Here is a 17,679-nt window from a genome sequence, read left to right on the forward strand (position 1 = left end):
AAGCCAATCGGCGCTAAAGCGCTCTCCTACAAAATAAAGGCGCTAGATTCTAGGATTATCACGTAGCTCGTCGCTCGTAGCTCAAAACCCGTAGCTTTTGTCTTCTCATTTACTCTCATTCACTTCTCTTTGTGCAAATAGATCTTTTAGTGATTTATTCACCACAGAGGTTATGAGGCGCTTCGCTAAAGAGGAAAAATATGAAAACTAGGTTCTAGGGAAGTGACTAGGAGCTAGACGTGTTCGAAGCTAGCAGCCCGTCGCCCGAAGCAATGGTTTCCATTCTCAGTGAAGCGCGGCGCCTCGGTGAGCTCGGTGGTGAAATTGATTTTAAAACAATCACAGCTAAAGCTTGTTCCTACGGTAGTAAAAGGTACTAGGAGCTAGATGTGTTCGTAGCCCGTAGCTCGCCGCGCGAACCCCGCTGCATTTTATAATGTCAGTTGGCTAACTCAGTTATCGCTTTTAAGCTAAACGCATGCATAGTTACATAATGTTGTTTTTTGATAATCGTTTTTACTATTTCTTGATCTATATTCAAATAATCATGCACAAGGGCGTTGCGTAAACCAATTATTTTACGCCATGACAGCAACTCTGCATCGGTTAAAATTCCAAGCTGTGTTAATTCACTAAATGTTTGGTAGGCGTTACTGCTGGTACTGCTTTTATGTTTTTTAAGCCAATGTTTTGCCAAACCAATGCAGACTTCTGTCATCAACTGTAACAAACGCTCTGCGGCACGGTAATCTCGACTATTAAGCTGTTCGACTTGGCTTAATTCGTTCAGCTCTTGCATATATTCGTCGATATGCCGTGTTACTTCACTAATATAAAGTGATATTCCTGTATCAGTCATGCTTACTCGCTATCGTCTCAAACTCAAATTGGCTATAAATACGCTGCTGCTCTTTCATAGCTCTCAAGCTATTTTTGCCTAAAATGGCCTGCCCGTATTCTACTACATTGAATGCAAGGTAACTTGGGATTAAGTTTATATCAACAATTGAAATTAGCTGTTCGTTCAAGCTAAGTGCATTGCTGATTTCAAGCTCGAGCTCTTTTGGTCTAAGTCGTTTATCGAATGAGCTTAACTCAAAGTTTTTAAAAGCGATGGCAAGATCTATATCGCTATGGGGTTGCGCCGTGCCTTTGGCGTGGGAGCCGTATAACCAAACAACCTCAACATCGCTATTTTGTTGCAAGTATTTAATTATTTTTTGAAAAATATTATTTCCCACAATACAAAACCATTAATAAAACACAGGGATAATCATAACCTATCAGTTTTACAGTGAACACAAAAACTGATAATACACTTTTATTTGTGCAAAATGATTTTTAAGTGATTTATTCACAAAGAGGTTATGAGGCGCTGCGCTTTAGAGGGAACACAAAGGCCCTAGGTTTTAGGAAAGTGACTAGGAGCTAGGTATGCTCGCAGCCCGTCGCCCAAAATCATGGTTTCCATTCTCAGTGTAGCGAAGCGCCTCGGTGGTAAAAAGGTTTTTAAGGAATCACAGATCGAAAAAGCTGCTAGGCTCTAAGGAAGTGACAGGCACTAGGTTCTAAGAAAGTGACTAGCGGCTAGGCTGTATTCGTTACTCGTCGCTCGAAGCCCGATGTTCGCAGCCCGTTGCCCTCGGTCTTTTGTCTGCTCATTTACTCTCATTGTCTTCTCTTTGTGCAAAAAAATGGCTAGGCTCTAGCAAAGGAGCTAGGTATGCGCGCAGCTCGTTGCTCATTGCCCGAAGTCGGTTTATAGGGTGATATAAGTACGAGGGCTAGATGAAAATACAAGTCAAACTAGAGTTAATCTAAATTCTAGTTTGCTTCAATTAAGTTCGAGGTCTACAATTAATAACATTCCAAGTGTGAAATTGTAGACCTAATGAATAAAACAGAAAGATTATTAGCAACACTAGCTAGCTCTGTTAAAGCAGGTGGCGGTATTCATACCAGTGCTGAATTGGCTTTTATGATGTCTGAAAAACCCACGCCTGCGTTCACTAAGTTTCTGACTGATAATGTTAATAAAGGGCTATTAAGAAGGGTCTGCAATGGTATTTTTGAAAGCACGCTCACGCCACCTGATCCAACCACCGCTATTTATAAAATAGTTAAAAAGCTACGTGGCGATGTTTTAAATTACATAAGCCTAGAAAGCCAGCTCAGTTACACGGGCGATATTTCGCAAATATTAATGGATAGGCTAACAGTAATAACGAAAGGCCGTAGTGGTACATTTTCAACTCCGTATGGTGTTATTGAGCTGACCCATACAAAAAAACCAATTGATAAATTTGCGAAAAACCTATATTTCGATAAAAGCATCAAGATGTACCGAGCAAATACGCTGCAAGCGATTGCAGATCTAAAAGCCTGTAATCGCAACGTACACATGCTGGAGAACTAAATGTTAACAGAATATATACGCCAAATTATAGCTGCAAATCCAGAGTACGCTGGCGTCACGCCTGTGATTGAAAAAGAAATTCTTCATCACGACATTATGGCTGCAATGGTAAAACAAGGTGTTATGCCTTCGCTTACTTTTATTGGTGGCACCTCACTTCGTTTGTGCCATAACAGTTCTAGATTATCTGAGGATTTAGATTTTAATGGTGGGCATGACTTCAAGCCGAGCGACTTCAATGGCTTAGAAGTTGAAATCCAAAAATACATACAAAATAAATATGAAGTACAGGTATGGGTAAATAAACCAGCTGAAGATAATCAAGCTAATACTTCATCTTGGAAAATAAGTATCGAAAAAGAAAGTAATCGTCCTGATCTTCCCCGCCAAAAAATGCATATAGATGTTTGCGCTATCCCGTCATTTGATATCGAAAAAAGACCATTAATAAATCACTATAATATTGTCGCGCCAACAGAAGGTTTGCTGATCCCTGTACAATCATTAACGGAAACGCTTGCAGACAAGTTTATTACATTAGCCTACCGTGCTAGGCGCATTAAACCGCGCGATGTATGGGATATAGTATGGATAAAACAAAGAGGTGTTGCGGTATCTAAGCAACTGATCAATAAAAAGCTTGCGGCTAGGGGTAAAACCAACGAAGACTTTATTGAGGCACTGACTATTCAATTAGACAAGCTACAGCATGACGATGAAGTTCGTAAAGACTTCAATATTGAAATGAGCCGTTTCATTCCAAATCAAATCAAAGAAAGAACAATCGATAACCCTGATTATTGGCCATATGTACAGTCAGAAATCAAAAATATGTCATTCCCTTTGCTTAACAATGATATTAAAAAAAATGAGTTTGATATGGGGAGCTAACTTCAAGTTTACAAAAAAGCACTTAATGGGTAATTTTTTGTAGACCAGTATCCACAACCTGTCGCTCGTAGCTTTTTGCCTTCTCATTGCTCTTTTTTTCGTAACCAAAACAAACTACCCGGCACGGAGATCCAAGCTTGTTTGCCAAGTGAATTTAGGTATATACCCACTTCTTCTTTACTGCCTGGACTGTAAAAATGAAACTCCTCAGATTTTAGTTTTTCTTGTCCGGTGAGTATTTTTATAAAATGCTTATTAAGCTGTTTAAGTTGCTTTTTGTATTGCTTAGCTTTGCTAGAGTCACCATGTTTATGAAACTCACTCAAGGCGCGGCTTGCTGTGGCATGGATCTCTTCGCTGTCGAAGTCGGCTAAAAACGCATCCAGCTTTGGCCACTGGCCTTTAATAATGTAGCAATTCATTAGCCAGTGGCGATTAGCTTGATTATCCATGGGGTTTAGTTGCCAAAGCGCTTCAAATTCGTCAATAGCGTATTGTATGTTACCTTGTAATGCGTTAATTTGTGCACGATGCGCTCGTAACATCATATAAGGGCGTGTTTCGTGGATCAGCCAAAAGTGGCCTTGGTTCTGTGCTATGTATTGCTCTGTAATAATACCTTCAAACAGTTCCAGTAACGCTGCTATAGGTTCAAATGCGCTTGGAGTAAAATCGCTAAGGATTGCTTCCATTAATTGATCAATTACTTCGTCGTCGAGCACTTTACCAGCAAAGTCATCGTTGTGGTGTTCACCTGCAAACTCTTCCGCAAATTGTTCGTTAAACGCGGCTTCGTCTTCATCTGTCCAGCTGGGATCTTCAATAAAACGAACACTATAAAGCACATCGGCTACAAAATAGCTGTAGTTCTTTTTATAGGCTTGCGCTAGGCCTTGGTTGTCAGCAAATTTTTTAACTGCAGCTTGTTCAGAGCTAAATGCACTCAGTACTTCGTTTAAACTCATTAGCAGGTCTTTTTGGTGTTTATTTAGGCTGCGTTTATCGATAAATTTAAGTGCCTGTAATGCCCCTTTACAGTAATTAGGCAGTGGCATATTAGCTTTGAGTGAATCGCGGTAGTCGGTTTTCGATAAGCTGCATTTAGTGGGCATTTTAAGGTCTTCGGTCATCACTTTATGCATGCTGTTATTGTAATTTTCCATCAGGCTTTCGAGGTACTTTAACTCAGCGTCTGTTGTAAAATTAATGTCACCTAATAGGTCTGACTGCCATTGGCTGGGCATTATTAAGTCGGGCAGTAAGCCTAACCCTAAAAAATAACCTTGAATAAAATAGTAATCAGGCTTTTTCTCACTTAATGCACTTAATTTAATAACATCATTACGAATTTTGGCGGGCGACATAATTTGACTTATTTTTTTGTAAATTGGCTCTAGTGTACCTATTGGCTTAAAGGTTACAAGGTTAGAACTCGAAATTTTTAATCAAAACCCAGAGTACTTACTCTGGGTTTTATCGTTTAAATTTAAGCGTGATCACTCTTGAACTTCGCATTCAGTCCATTCATTAAGTAGACTCGATTTATTTGCTGTGCGCCATGTTTCATAAACAAAGGTGATTTCAGGTATTTCTTTAATATTGAAAGAAAAATGAAAGCCTTCAGACGCTTCTTCGTTACGAATACAAGGTACAGCCGGCAGTATTGTTTTAAATTCAACAGATCCGCCTTGTGCTATCACTTGCTTATCTTTTAAGTTTTCAAAACGCGGTGTTAAGCTATCTAAATCGCCATTGATATGACGTACCTGTAAGTTTTCAATGGTGTAATCTGCATCGACTGCTGTGATTGACCATCTAACAAAGCCTTCTTCAAGGAAAGGCTTACCACTGGCATAAAAGTCATTCGCAAATGGCGGAATATTTTCATATGGTAATGGCTGCCATAAACTTTCGTTGTCATCATTTAAGCTGCGTAAACGAACGCCTGTAGCTTCAGCAATCGGATCTACTTTTACTACAAAATCATACTGTGGCGCATCGTCAATTAAATCGGTTGCTGAATATCGGAATGTGTATGTTCCTGGTTTAGTAAATACTTGACCTCGGGTATTTTCACAGGCGCCATCGCTTGGGTAGCTAGTAAACTCACCACCTTGTGGGGTGCTTATTAGCTCTTCATGGGTGAATACCCGTTGCATTTTTTATTCAGTAATAAGCGTTAACGACAGCCGTTATTTATTAAATACTCAAAGTAGGTTATGGGGCACTGCACTGATAAGGCTGATTGCTGTCATAGATGACGTTCTATAGATACGATCAAGGCATTTGATTTTAGGGAGGTGACCAGGCGCTAAGGCTAATTCCCGGCCCTGCGCTTGCATCTATTTTGTACTATTCAGCGTTATAAACAGGCTTAATATCAAGGATTTAGTTTAAAACAATAACACTCCCTTTGTTGTACTTTATACTCGTAGCCACTGCTTTACTTGATCTTTTTCTTGAGCTGTTAAAACTAATTTTTTAGCTCTGTATTGGTTTTTACAGTGTGACGCTATAATCTTTGTAAAAACATCTGGTGTATCATTATTTGAAAAGTAGTGTCCTAAATTTTGTAGTAAATTAACCACATGCTTTACTTGCGCCATGGTGAAATTTGCCCCTTTCATTTTTAATCGTTGTTTTACAAAATTACTTAATGCATTAATACACACTATAAAGCGTTGAACCCCCTCAGCTAAAAAATTAAACATATGTATGTAAACTCGTTTGGGGTAGCTTGGTAGCGCTGTTAACTTCGAAAGTGCGCCGGGCAATAAATCTACTCGAGGTAAGCATTTATTTTCATTAACATAAAATCTCTCGGGGCAGTAAATAAAGCCACTGTTAACCGTGTATCCTGAAGGTAGTAGCCTTTGCCAAAGTAGCTTTGCAAATGGGTCCTCTAACCACCTTAAACTTCTTAAAAAGATTGGTGCGTTTGCTTTACTTAACAAATTAGTTATTTTTACAGCTCGCTCTGGAGCAACTTTAGTTAGTAGCCAAGCTTTGAGGTGTTTATAGTGGGTGGGGTGAGTGCTCTCAAGCTTATTTAGATAGTCTATACAATCTGGTTGCGTATGTTTTATCAACCTTGGGCTGTAGGCTTTCATTGTTACAACCTTAGAAATGATTTGATACACAGAAGGGTCGTAGATAATTCCTTTATATAAAACATAAGGTGCTATGTTGAGTGATGCTATTAGTTCTTTTGGACTTATGTCTTCTAGTAAATGCTCGGGAATTATTTTGCACATCAAAAAATCGGTGATCAGTAATGGAAGTCCTTTTGCCATATAAGCTTGAATAATGATTTCAAGTTCTTGATTTGTTTGTGCTGGTACATTTTTGTGTATTTTTGATTTGAGGGCTTTAGGTGGCATAGTAGTAAGCTTGTTACCTTCTAAAACCTGCTCAATGCTTATAACTTCATCTGCGTATTCTAAGTACCTTTTTGTTGCGTGGCTAAAGTTAACAATGGTTACTTTTTTACCTTTCGATTTAGCGAGTCTGAGCGCAGGTATAAAATCGGCATCATCGCTCATGATCATTATTTCGTTGAGGTTAGGATTTGTAAATATTGCCGTTGTCATATCAACCGTTATTTCAGTATCAGCCACGGTTTTACCCTGCAGTGTTATTGGCCGGCATGATGTAATTGAAAATCCAGCGCAAATAAGGGGCTCTATATAGTCTGAAAATGCATTATCATTAATATATGCTCTTTTTGAGCTGTATTCTCTGGTACCTTGAAATCGACACAAAAAGTGACTGAGCTGCTTTATAAAGCGATCGGCGAGGTCTTTGCTATATTGTTTTTTTATACATAAATATGCATTGTCGAAATCTAAATAAACCGCAGTATTACTTTGCATTTGCCACCTCAAAAACATAAACCTTTGTGTCAACATACGCTAGTTACTTGGTTTTTTTTAGTTTTAACTGATCCGATCAGATTGTTTTTCTTCTCTTGTAATTTTATTTCTATTTATATAGCTGAAAGCCTCTGATTCGCTACCCAAAACGTTATCTCATCGGTATAATTCGCAACTTTTTTACATTTTACGTGGTTAGCGCGTGTTGACCGTTGTGGATTGAAATTTTTTCAATCTAGGGGCGATTTAATCACGAAAGGTCAACACGCCCTAGTCATGGAACAAAAGGTAGATGTTTGTAAGCCGAGTTAGGTTAGTCAAAACTATCTGGCTCCTTTTTAACAAACACTTTTTATAACACTTTAAATATTAAGACATTGTTCAGTTAAACTTAGGTATTGTGCACACTTACTCCTGTTGATACCCCTGACGACATTTTTGTTGTTTAAGCAGTTTTACCAGCTCTCCCCCGAGCTGGTTTTTTTTGCCTTTTATTTGCCTAGTTACTCGCCTGTAGTCATGTTAAAGTTCCACTACTAGTTGAATACAACTTTGTATTTAATGTTGAATAAAATCTAATTACTAGGCAGCACTATGCGTCAAAATTTTTTACTGGTTACACTCTTTTTTGTTCTGTTAGGCTCAATGCATGCGAGTGCTCAAGAGTCGCGCCCAACCCCTACTGAGCAACAACAAGAGCAAGCGTTAGCGCAAGTGCAGGAGCCCATGTTTAAACCGCTTATGGAGCGTTATATACTCGATGAGCTAAAAGCCGTTCGTCAAGATCAGCAAAAACTCCGTGAAGATGTCACAAAGCAAGTGACCCATGCCCAATTAGATACCGCAGATAGAGCATTAACCTACACTACAGACACAATAAATAATGTGTTTTTTATCATCACAGCCACAGCATCGATTTTAGTATTAGTTGGTTGGAACTCATTGCGTGATGTAAAAAATAAGGTTGAAGACATTGTTAATACCCGTGTCAGCGTGATCACCAACGAATATGAAGCGCGTTTAAACACTTTTGAAGAGAAACTGCGGGAACGATCTGAGGAGATCCTAAAAAACCAAGAGAAGATCTCTGTCACTAATGAAGTTCATTCATTATGGATGCGGGCAAATTTAGAAAGTGATGTATCAAATAAAATTGAGATTTTTGATGAAATATTAAACCGCAAACCAGAAGATGTAGAGGCAATTGCTTATAAAGCCGACGCTTTACTTGAGTTGAATGAAACAGAACAAGCAATTGAGCTGTGTAACCAAGCTTTAGATATCGATAGTGACTATGGCTATGCTTATTGGCAGCGTGCTTGTGCATATGCATTAACACATGAACATGCTGATGCGCTTGCTGATATTAAAATGGCGCTCGAATACTCACCAAACCTGCGCAATGAACTGTTACACGAAAGTGCATTTGCCAGCTTACACGACAACACCAGCTTTAATATTATCTTAGCTGGTGAAAGTTAACATTGTAAAAAGCTGTCAATGGCTTGGGTGAGCTGTTCGTCGAGCAGCTCTTCGAAATCATCTTTATTCGTATTGAAGTGAGCAAGATAAGCATGTGCATGTTGCTCTGACAGTAATTTTGAATTAACACTGTACTGGCGCTCAGCTTTTGACTTATCAAATCGTGGTGTGAAGTGATATTGTGCGAAGCTCGGTGCGCTAAGCTGTTGATTAGCATATTCACAGAATGCTTCTATCATCTGCGCACCTGTAGGGCCAAGGCAGCCGGGCTCTACACGATAAAGTAAATAAAGTTTTTTATCGTCACTTAGCTGCATTGCTTCACCTCATAATCTTATCTAAAAAACAGTACTTTGGTTATTTTGCCATTTTCGATTTCATAGCTCGATACAAACTCAGCACGTTTATCAACCACCTTTGCATCCGTTGAACAAGTTTCTGATAGCTCATGATCAATCACAATATTGCCATATACGATGCGTTTAATTGGCGATGATTTAATACATTTTAGCTTTTTAAACATAATGCCGTAGCGAGCAATTAGTTTTTCTTTTCCTTTAAATAATAACTCGTTAGGAAAAGCATAAAACTCAACGTTTTCATCGTACATTTTCACGAATGCTTCAATATTACGGGCATTATACGCTTTAATTAATTGCTCGATTACTGCCAGTGACTCGCGAGATTGTTTAGCTTTAGCTTGCTGTTTTAACGTTAATGCTTGTTTGGCTTGCGCTACCGCTTGATCAGCTTGTGCTATAGCTTGCGCTTTCTCTTGCTGTGTTTTTGGTAACTCTGCTGGTTTTGCTGCTTCGTTACCTAATACCTTGCTGGTATCAACCACTTCAATCAAATTATCTTTATTAGGATCAACAACAATAGGCTGTGTAGGCTCGATATCAGTGGGCTCTGATTGCTCAGCTTTTTCAGGCGTTAAGGTGATCACCGCCACACTGTCTTGTGACGCAGGCGATGTCGTTTGCGTTTGCTTGCTTTGCTGTTTTTTATCAGCTTCTTTTTTCTGCTCTGCCTCGGCCGAGACTAGCTGCCAAGATAAAAGTAAACTAACTGCAAAAAGTAACGATTTCATACTGTTTCCGAGTGATTTAAGAACCGCTAAAATAGCAAAAATTATGCCTAGGGGATAGTTTTATCCTCCGATTTACGTATTTACCAATATTGTTCTACCGTTATTTGTCCAGGATCTCTACGCCGGTTACGGCTGTAACCTTTATCAATTAAAATAGCGCTGGTGTCTTTGACCATTTCAGGGTTACCACAAATCATAAATTGCGCTGTGTCTGGTGTTGGCACTAACTGGCAATGGTTAAATAAGGTTTCATTAGCAATATGCTCTGTTATTCGTCCGTGCAACCCTTGTATAGGCTGCTCACGGCTCACAACACTTACATACTGTAATTGTGGGTACTGTTGTTGTAATCGCGTAATTTTTGTTTGGTAACTGAGGTCCGCATTTAACCGTACGCCATGTACTAATACGACCTTTTCAAACTGCTGCCATACATCGCCTTGCTCAAGTATGGATAAATAGGGGCCAATTGCAGTCCCCGTGCTCAGCATCCACAGTTGCTTACTGGCAGGTATTTCATCAAGTGTAAAAAAGCCACTGGCACGACACTCTATCATCACCGTATCGCCAGATTTAAGCTTGGCTAATTGTTGTGATAATAAACCATCTGCCACGTTAATAAGATAAAACTCTAAATCGAGAGAGCTTGGTGCGTTTACATACGAGTAAGCACGGGCAATACGCTTGTCATCCATCATCACCGACAACTTAGTAAACTGCCCAGCTTTAAATGGCTCCACATCAGCATTTACAATTAAACTAAATAGGCTATCTGTCCACCAAACACTATCTTTAACCTTTGCTTCAACCCAGTTCGACACAACCATTCTCCTTTAGTTATTGCTTTATATAACAGTGGCAAAGGTAATGAGAGGTGTCAATGTTTGCGGTCAGCGGTCAGCGGTCAGCGGTCAGCGGTCAGCGGTCAGCGGTCAGCGGTCAGCGGTCAGATCACAATAAAAGCTCATTAATTACTGTCAATAGATTAATGAGCTAGAATCTGCAAATGGTTTAATGATCGTTTAAAAACTGATGGCTGAAAGCTGATAGCTTACGGCTTGTTTTCATAAAAAAAGCCGCCTAGAGTTACTAGGCGGCTTTGGGAGGTTAGTCTCACTGTATTTGGGCGTGTCTCCAAACAAAGCGAATACGTTACCAAGGAACTTTTTACATTGTTTTATTACACAGACTCTAGTGCAATTTTAACCATTTCATTGAATGTGCTTTGACGCTCTTCACTTGGCGTGGCTTCGCCAGTGATCACGTGGTCACTTACGGTAAATAAGGCCATTGCTTTTGCGCCATACTCAGCAGCAACACCATATAAGCCAGCAGTTTCCATATCAACGGCTAACATACCTAATTTATCAAGCTCTTGATAAAAGGTGTTGTCGGCTTGATAGAAGGTGTCGGTGGTAAAAACGTTACCTACTTTTGCTTTAATACCGAGCTCTTTAGCCGCATTAACGCCATTTAATAGTAGGTCAAAATCAGCAATAGCAGAGAAGTCATAACCACGTACGCGAGCACGGTTTACGTTAGAATCAGTGCTGGCACCTTGTGCGAATATAACGTCACGAATTTTTATGTCGCTGCCAATACCGCCACAGGTGCCGATACGAATAAGATTTTTAACGCCGTAGCTCACTATCAATTCACGGGCATAAATTGACATAGATGGAATACCCATCCCAGAACCCATAATGCTGACAGGCTTACCTTTGTAGGTTCCAGTAAAGCCATACATATTACGAACGCCAGTTACTTTTACTGCGTCATCAAGAAAGTTTTCTGCAATATATTGCGCACGTAGTGGATCACCTGGCATCAATACCGTTTGGGCAAAATCACCGTTGTTCGCTTCGATATGCGGAGTACTCATTATTCGTTTCCTTTTACAATTGGTGCTTTTAGCTTTGTTATAAAGCCTTCACCATAGTCAAGTGCAGGTAAGTTAAACCACTGGGCAAGGGTTTGACCTATGTCTGCAAAGCTAGCACGTTCACCAAGCGGGGTATTTTCAAGCCCAGCTCGATAAGCAAGTACAGGTACATATTCGCGGGTGTGCTCACTGCCCGGGAATGTGGGATCACAACCGTGATCCGCTGTAATAATTAGTACGTCGTCTGGCTTAAGCTGCTTAAGTATTGTTGGTAAATAATCATCAAACTCTTTAAGTGCTTTTGCATACCCTACAGGGTTGCGACGATGGCCAAACTTTTCATCAAAATCAACAAGGTTTGTAAATATCAAACTATGATCTGGCGCTGACGCCATCACCTGTGATGTTTTTTCTAGTAAGTTTTGTAATCCTGGGGCTTTGTGCTTTTGCGTAATACCTTGGTGTGCATAAATATCTGCAATTTTACCAATGCTTATTACTTCGCCGCCATCTTCTGCTAGCTTATCTAGCAAGGTTGGCGCTGGCGGTAACACTGAATAATCACGACGATTACCTGTTCTGGCAAAGTCTTGATTAGTCGAACCCAAAAATGGCCGCGCAATCACTCGTCCTATGTTCATTTCATCAAGCAGCGCCCGTGTGATTTCGCAGACCTGATAAAGCTTTTCTAGACCGAAAGTTTGTTCATGCGCGGCTATTTGAAACACGCTATCAGCTGAGGTGTAACAGATTGGTTTACCTGTTTTTACATGCTCTTCACCTAGCTGTTCTAAAATGGTGGTTCCTGATGCATGGCAGTTGCCTAAAATGCCAGGAATTCCCGTACGAGCAATTAGCTCGTCAATAAATTCTTGCGGAAAACAAGGTTGTGTATTTGGGAAATAACCCCAGTCGAATAACACTGGCACACCAGCCATTTCCCAATGACCTGATGGTGTATCTTTGCCACTTGAAAGCTCTTTAGCGTAGCCCCAAGCCGCAATCGGTGTTTGACGGTCGCTAACTAGGCAAGGTTCATTACCTGCCGCTTCACATGCATCCACTAAACCTAGTAACGATAAGTTAGGCAGAGAAAGTTTTTCGCCAGTTTTTTCTGAGTAAGCTTTTAGCAGATGGGCAAATGTATTCGCTCCGGTATCGCCAAACTTATCAGCGTCGGGGGCTGCGCCTATGCCTAAGCTGTCTGCCATCAATATAATTGCTCTTGCCATACTCACCTCGTTTATCCAATAGAGCTACTTTATCTGTTGTTGCTTTTTACCGTACAGGACATAAGTCCTGTTTCATAAAACCTAAACATTATAAATTTCACATCTTAAAGCGAAGCAAGAGAGATTATTCGTGTCTTTTTTGCTATTGTGATCTACCAACAATATATACCTTCTGTGTGGATGAGAACTTTAGTGACACGAACAATAATAGCCATTGCTGGCGCATCTGCGTCGGGCAAATCTCTTTTTAGCCAAACTATTTATAATGAATTGGTTAATGAGCTTGAACCAGGCGCTATCGCCGTGATCGAAGAAGATGCGTATTACAAAGACCAATCGCATCTACCGTTTGCCCATCGTACGCAAACAAACTACGACCACCCAGATGCGTTTGAACATGAATTGATGTGTGAGCATCTAACAAAATTACGCAATGGAGAAGCAGTCGAAGTTCCAACATATGATTATGCGCAGCATACACGCAGTGATAAAACACGGCCTGTTATGCCAGCTGAAATAATTATTGTAGAAGGTATTTTACTGCTCAGCGACAAAGCGCTAAATAAAGAATTTGATATCAAAGTGTTTATAGATACACCGCTTGATATTTGCCTAATGCGCCGTATGCAACGTGATATGGAGCAACGAGGCAGAACATTACAGTCCGTTGTTGAACAGTATCAAGCGACAGTGAGACCAATGTTTTATCAGTTTATTGAGCCCTCAAAGCACAATGCTGATTTAGTGGTCACACGTGGCGGCATGAATCGTGTTGCGATTGATATAATTAAAAGTAAAATAAAATATTTACTGCAAAAATAACAACGGGAAATAACCAAACATGACAACATTTATGAGCTTAGTCGGCATGTGTGTGCTGCTAGGCATTGCTTTTGCGGCCTCAACCAACCGCAAAGCAATTAGTTTAAGAACGGTTGGTATTGCGTTTGCCATGCAATTTATTATTGGCGGGTTTGTACTGTTTTTTGAAGCAGGAAAAAACGCCTTAGTGAGCATGTCAAAAGCCGTATCATCGGTAATTGGTTTTGCAAATGACGGAATATCGTTTTTATTCGGTCCCCTTGCGAGCCAAGATACCTTAGGGTTTATTTTTGCGGTACAAGTTTTGCCGGTTATTGTGTTTTTCTCTGCCCTTGTTGCAGTGCTTTACCACATTGGCATTATGGATTGGATTATAAAAATCCTCGGCGGTGGTTTACAAAAACTGTTAAAAACATCGCGTACAGAATCGCTTTCAGCGACCGCCAATATCTTTGTTGGTCAAACTGAAGCACCGTTGATAGTAAAACCATTTATCGCAACCATGACCAAGTCTGAGTTGTTTGCAGTTATGGTTGGTGGCCTAGCTACTGTGGCAGGCTCAGTAATGGCCGGTTACGTTATTATTGGTGTAGAACTTAAGTATTTAATTGCTGCCAGCTTTATGGCTGCACCGGGTGGTTTCTTAATGGCGAAGATGATCGTGCCAGAGACCGAAACCCCAAAAGACACATTGGCTGATCTTGAAGATAATGAAGATAAGCCTGTAAATGTGATTGATGCAGCAGCATCAGGCGCTGCCAACGGCATGCATTTGGCACTCAATGTGGGTGCGATGTTACTAGCATTCGTTGCTTTAATCGCGCTGTTGAACGGTTTATTAGGTGGTATTGGTGGTTGGTTCGATTACCCGGCACTAACACTACAAGAAATTTTGGGTTATATATTTGCCCCGGTAGCCTGGTTGCTTGGCGTACCGTGGAGTGAAGCAATTATAGCCGGCAGTTTTATTGGTCAAAAGTTAGTAGTAAATGAATTTGTTGCTTACTTAGACTTTATAAATTATCGCGATACGTTAAGTGCGCACACACAAGCGATTGTCACATTCGCGTTATGTGGGTTTGCTAACTTATCATCGATAGCCATTTTACTAGGTGGATTAGGCGGTATGGCGCCTAGTCGGCGAAAGGATATCGCACGCTTAGGGCTCAGAGCAGTGTTAGCAGGATCTATGGCTAACCTGATGAGCGCCGCAATTGCAGGTTTTTTCCTCTCGCTAGCTTAGAAACTTTGAGATGAGCCTTAGTTGCAAAACAATAGGATAGCCCTTTAAGGGGTTAAAGAGCTATCTGACTTGAACGATACTTCACCAAGGGCCGCAAGGCCCTTTTATCGTTTTAGGCCCTTCACTTTTCATTACTCTCACTTTATTACTATACTCAAAATACAACCTAATTTTGAGGAGACTTCATGCGGTCTTTAGTGTATTTACTGCTATTATTATTTATACCAGTTAGTCTCGCTCAACCCTCTGTTAAGGTTGTTACTGAGTTATCCCCACCTAATCAAACTCGCATAAACGATAGCGTTACCGGCTACAGTACTGATATAGTTAAACTCATTTTAAATAAGGCAAGTATTAATGCTGCCATTGAGATTTACCCATGGGCACGCGCCTATAAAATGGCCCGCACTCATCCAAATACACTTATCTACAGCCTTGCACGAACAGTAAATCGTGAGCCTCTATTTCATTGGATTGGCCCCGTAGCGAAATTTAAATTAGGCTTTGTTAAGCTCACAAAGCGCCATGATATTGTCATCAATAACTTATCACAGGCAAGGCAGTACAACGTTGCTGTACAGCGCAATGACTTAGCGTATAACGTGCTAACTAAATATGGCTTCTCAGTCGTACTAACTAGTGATATTCAAAAGTCGTATCACTTGTTATTGGCCAAAAAGGTAGATTTAATTATTGATGATGAAAATTACCTGAGTGTAATGAGTGAACAACTTGCTATTGATACAGATAAAATTAGTTTTGTTTACGCAATTGATGAGCTAGCAGTGGCGGGATACCTAGCGGCTAATATTAATATGGATTCCGCCATGGTCAATAAATTAAAAAGCGCCTTTGAAGAAGTAAAAATAACAGCTCAATATCATGCATTACTTAGTAGTAAATAGTTTTTTCGCTTTAATTATGTATATAAAGGCTTTTAAACGACTCCACTTTTCCTTCTTTTTTCATCGCTTTTAATTGTAGATTAAATTGCTCTACGATTTCCTTGGGGACCGCTTTATTAAAAGCCAAGTAATTTCCACCAAGCTTTTCAACTGGCAGCTCAACTAGTTTGACTACTTCTTTGCCGCCGTGACCAAATTGCTGCAGTTGATAATCTAAAACTAATTCAGAGCCTAAAATCAAATCTATTTTATTTTTAAAAAACAGATTAATATATTCGTAATGATGAGCAAATTGTAATAGGTTTTTATCTGTTTCAAATCCCACTTCATAGACCAGCTGCTCATAAATATTGCCGCTTACTAAGCCTAGCGAATACGCACTAACTTGGTTTAAGTCTGTTGGATTAATATGTTTATTCGTCGCTAAACGGTAAAAAAATGTACGTGATGATACAAGTGGTCCAACCCATTGAAATAGGTCTTCACGTTGCTCTGTACGGGCTGTAGACACAACCCCTGCAGTTGGGTTACTTTGTGCTAAATTATATGCACGCGTCCAAGGCAATAGCTCAAATTTGCATTCTACCTTCACTCGCTGGCAAAGTGCCTGAGTTATATCGAGGTTTATTCCCTGTAATTGCCCCTTATTAGAGAAGTTATAAGGAGGAAATTGCTCGGTATAGATTGTGAGTACTGGCTTAGCGTATGCAATGTGGCTGCACATTAATAATAAGCACGCAAAACTATGTCGAATAAATATAGCGCCATTCCCATCTCAGAATTAAAGATACTTAATCATAAGACACCTCGTCAAATAACTCTATAAAAACGGCACTCTTTATTTGATAGACGTCTATCGCAAGCTACTTGCAAAACAGATTAGATATAATATAACATTACTTAAAATACCTTTTACAATTTATATTTAATGAAAAAAATTAACATTTTACTTTTAGCTTCAAGCTTAGGTTTATTCGGTTGCAGCGCAGGCGTCCCGTATTCATCAAGTAAGCTAACTGTCGCAACCTGGAATTTAGAGCACCTCGCAAGCGACGGTAACTTGGGTTGTAAGGTCCGCACAGAAAGTGACTATAAGCAATTAAGCCAGTACGTAAAGACTATCGATGCGGATGTGTTTGCACTACAAGAAGTAGCTTCAGAGGCTGCTGTTGCACGCATATTTAAGCCTGAACAATGGCAAATAATTATGTCATCGCGTGCTGACTCACCTAGTTACACCTGCCGTGGTAATGGCAACCTATCAACACAACAGAAAGTCGCGTTTGCAGTAAAAAAATCAATTCAGGTAACCAACTCACAACACTTAATATCACTTTCAGCGGTTAAGTTAGGGGTTAGAGAGGGCCTACAGCTCTCGCTTAAATATAATAATCAAACGGTTAATCTATTAAATTTACATCTTAAAAGCGGCTGCTTTACCCAAGATTATAGCCAAAGCGATAGTACAAGCTGCCAGGTATTCGCAAAACAAGCCGATATTCTTAAGCAACATGTTGTTAGTCAGCTAGGTAATGATGATAAATGGCTGATACTGGGCGACTTTAATCATCACTTAGCAGATAAAAACAATAAATTTCGCAACGTTTTGCTTGACGCTGTAACGGCATCTACAAACAATACTCTAACAGTACTCAGCGATGGCCAGATAAGTTGTCACCCTAAATACCCTGCTCCTATCGACCATATCATTTCATCATCAGCAATGACTGATATGCTTTCTATATCCCCTGTCATGTTTCACAAATACGCACAACCGTCCAAGACTATGTTGAGCGATCACTGTGCATTAAGTGCAACTTTTAACATTCACTAACAAGAGAAAA

The 17,679-nt window shown here is 40.0% G+C and carries 18 protein-coding genes; 7 read left to right on the top strand and 11 right to left on the bottom strand.

All coding sequences use genetic code 11. From position 1 onward, the window contains the following. Positions 1 to 439: 439 nt before the first annotated feature. Together B5G52_RS15460 and B5G52_RS15465 are read right to left on the bottom strand one after the other, a co-directional pair. Positions 440 to 859: a DUF86 domain-containing protein gene (locus B5G52_RS15460; protein ID WP_087533548.1), complete on the bottom strand. Its 420-nt coding sequence runs from the start codon at positions 857 to 859 to the stop codon at positions 440 to 442. Further along, positions 852 to 1,241 (bottom strand): nucleotidyltransferase domain-containing protein, encoded by a 390-nt coding sequence (locus B5G52_RS15465; protein WP_087533549.1) that lies wholly within the window; start codon positions 1,239 to 1,241, stop codon positions 852 to 854. The genes B5G52_RS15460 and B5G52_RS15465 overlap by 8 nt, the downstream gene beginning before the upstream one ends. A 650-nt stretch (positions 1,242 to 1,891) precedes the next feature. Here B5G52_RS15465 and B5G52_RS15470 point away from each other — a divergent pair. Beyond that, positions 1,892 to 2,416 (top strand): type IV toxin-antitoxin system AbiEi family antitoxin, encoded by a 525-nt coding sequence (locus B5G52_RS15470; RefSeq protein ID WP_087533550.1) that lies wholly within the window; start codon positions 1,892 to 1,894, stop codon positions 2,414 to 2,416. Then, complete coding sequence (locus B5G52_RS15475; protein WP_087533551.1) at positions 2,417 to 3,307, top strand: nucleotidyl transferase AbiEii/AbiGii toxin family protein; 891 nt, start codon at positions 2,417 to 2,419, stop codon at positions 3,305 to 3,307. It begins immediately after the preceding gene. Positions 3,308 to 3,390: 83 nt separating this feature from the next. Here B5G52_RS15475 and B5G52_RS15480 read toward each other — a convergent pair whose 3' ends face one another. The 3 genes from B5G52_RS15480 to B5G52_RS15490 all read right to left on the bottom strand — a co-directional run bounded on the left by B5G52_RS15480 (position 3,391) and on the right by B5G52_RS15490 (position 7,179). Continuing rightward, the gene (locus tag B5G52_RS15480) at positions 3,391 to 4,671 is read right to left on the bottom strand and encodes a lipopolysaccharide assembly protein LapB (RefSeq protein ID WP_087533552.1); all 1,281 of its coding nucleotides are present in this window, start codon (positions 4,669 to 4,671) and stop codon (positions 3,391 to 3,393) included. A gap of 132 nt (positions 4,672 to 4,803) precedes the next feature. Further along, positions 4,804 to 5,466, bottom strand: a complete 663-nt coding sequence (locus B5G52_RS15485; protein ID WP_087533553.1) for a hypothetical protein — start codon at positions 5,464 to 5,466, stop codon at positions 4,804 to 4,806. 264 nt (positions 5,467 to 5,730) lie between these two features. Continuing rightward, a complete protein-coding gene (locus B5G52_RS15490) occupies positions 5,731 to 7,179 on the bottom strand; it encodes an NYN domain-containing protein (RefSeq protein ID WP_176372563.1) in 1,449 nt (482 codons plus the stop codon). Positions 7,180 to 7,773: 594 nt separating this feature from the next. Between B5G52_RS15490 and B5G52_RS15495 the strand changes: the two genes are divergently transcribed. Beyond that, positions 7,774 to 8,661 carry a tetratricopeptide repeat protein gene (locus tag B5G52_RS15495; RefSeq protein ID WP_087533555.1) on the top strand — a complete coding sequence of 296 codons (888 nt, stop codon included), beginning with the start codon at positions 7,774 to 7,776 and terminating at the stop codon, positions 8,659 to 8,661. Here the strand turns inward: B5G52_RS15495 and B5G52_RS15500 are convergent. From B5G52_RS15500 to B5G52_RS15520, 5 genes are all read right to left on the bottom strand, one after another. Next, positions 8,658 to 8,978 (bottom strand): hypothetical protein, encoded by a 321-nt coding sequence (locus tag B5G52_RS15500; protein ID WP_087533556.1) that lies wholly within the window; start codon positions 8,976 to 8,978, stop codon positions 8,658 to 8,660. The two genes, B5G52_RS15495 and B5G52_RS15500, sit on opposite strands and share 4 nt — an antisense overlap. 17 nt (positions 8,979 to 8,995) lie before the next feature. Next, complete coding sequence (locus B5G52_RS15505; protein WP_140394337.1) at positions 8,996 to 9,751, bottom strand: nuclear transport factor 2 family protein; 756 nt, start codon at positions 9,749 to 9,751, stop codon at positions 8,996 to 8,998. An 80-nt stretch (positions 9,752 to 9,831) separates the two neighbouring features. Further along, positions 9,832 to 10,572 (bottom strand): ferredoxin--NADP reductase, encoded by a 741-nt coding sequence (locus B5G52_RS15510; protein ID WP_087533624.1) that lies wholly within the window; start codon positions 10,570 to 10,572, stop codon positions 9,832 to 9,834. Positions 10,573 to 10,931: 359 nt separating this feature from the next. Further along, the gene (gene deoD, locus B5G52_RS15515) at positions 10,932 to 11,633 is read right to left on the bottom strand and encodes a purine-nucleoside phosphorylase (RefSeq protein ID WP_087533557.1); all 702 of its coding nucleotides are present in this window, start codon (positions 11,631 to 11,633) and stop codon (positions 10,932 to 10,934) included. Then, positions 11,633 to 12,865 (bottom strand): phosphopentomutase, encoded by a 1,233-nt coding sequence (locus tag B5G52_RS15520; protein ID WP_087533558.1) that lies wholly within the window; start codon positions 12,863 to 12,865, stop codon positions 11,633 to 11,635. The genes deoD and B5G52_RS15520 overlap by 1 nt, the downstream gene beginning before the upstream one ends. Before the next feature lie 192 nt (positions 12,866 to 13,057). On the opposite strand from B5G52_RS15520, the gene udk reads away from it, so the two are divergent. From udk to B5G52_RS15535, 3 genes are all read left to right on the top strand, one after another. Continuing rightward, positions 13,058 to 13,687: a uridine kinase gene (gene udk / locus B5G52_RS15525; protein WP_087533559.1), complete on the top strand. Its 630-nt coding sequence runs from the start codon at positions 13,058 to 13,060 to the stop codon at positions 13,685 to 13,687. 19 nt (positions 13,688 to 13,706) lie between these two features. Beyond that, on the top strand, positions 13,707 to 14,930 hold the full coding sequence (locus tag B5G52_RS15530; protein ID WP_087533560.1) for a NupC/NupG family nucleoside CNT transporter: 1,224 nt from the start codon (positions 13,707 to 13,709) through the stop codon (positions 14,928 to 14,930). A gap of 185 nt (positions 14,931 to 15,115) precedes the next feature. Then, positions 15,116 to 15,835 (top strand): ABC transporter substrate-binding protein, encoded by a 720-nt coding sequence (locus B5G52_RS15535; RefSeq protein ID WP_087533561.1) that lies wholly within the window; start codon positions 15,116 to 15,118, stop codon positions 15,833 to 15,835. A gap of 10 nt (positions 15,836 to 15,845) precedes the next feature. Here B5G52_RS15535 and B5G52_RS15540 read toward each other — a convergent pair whose 3' ends face one another. After that, positions 15,846 to 16,559 carry an ABC transporter substrate-binding protein gene (locus B5G52_RS15540; protein ID WP_087533562.1) on the bottom strand — a complete coding sequence of 238 codons (714 nt, stop codon included), beginning with the start codon at positions 16,557 to 16,559 and terminating at the stop codon, positions 15,846 to 15,848. Between the two features lie 204 nt (positions 16,560 to 16,763). On the opposite strand from B5G52_RS15540, the gene B5G52_RS15545 reads away from it, so the two are divergent. Then, entirely contained in the window at positions 16,764 to 17,669 is a 906-nt protein-coding gene (locus tag B5G52_RS15545) for an endonuclease/exonuclease/phosphatase family protein (RefSeq protein ID WP_087533563.1), read from the top strand. Positions 17,670 to 17,679 lie beyond the last annotated feature (10 nt).

The organism is Pseudoalteromonas sp. A601 (genome assembly GCF_002165575.1).
Lineage (GTDB): Bacteria > Pseudomonadota > Gammaproteobacteria > Enterobacterales > Alteromonadaceae > Pseudoalteromonas.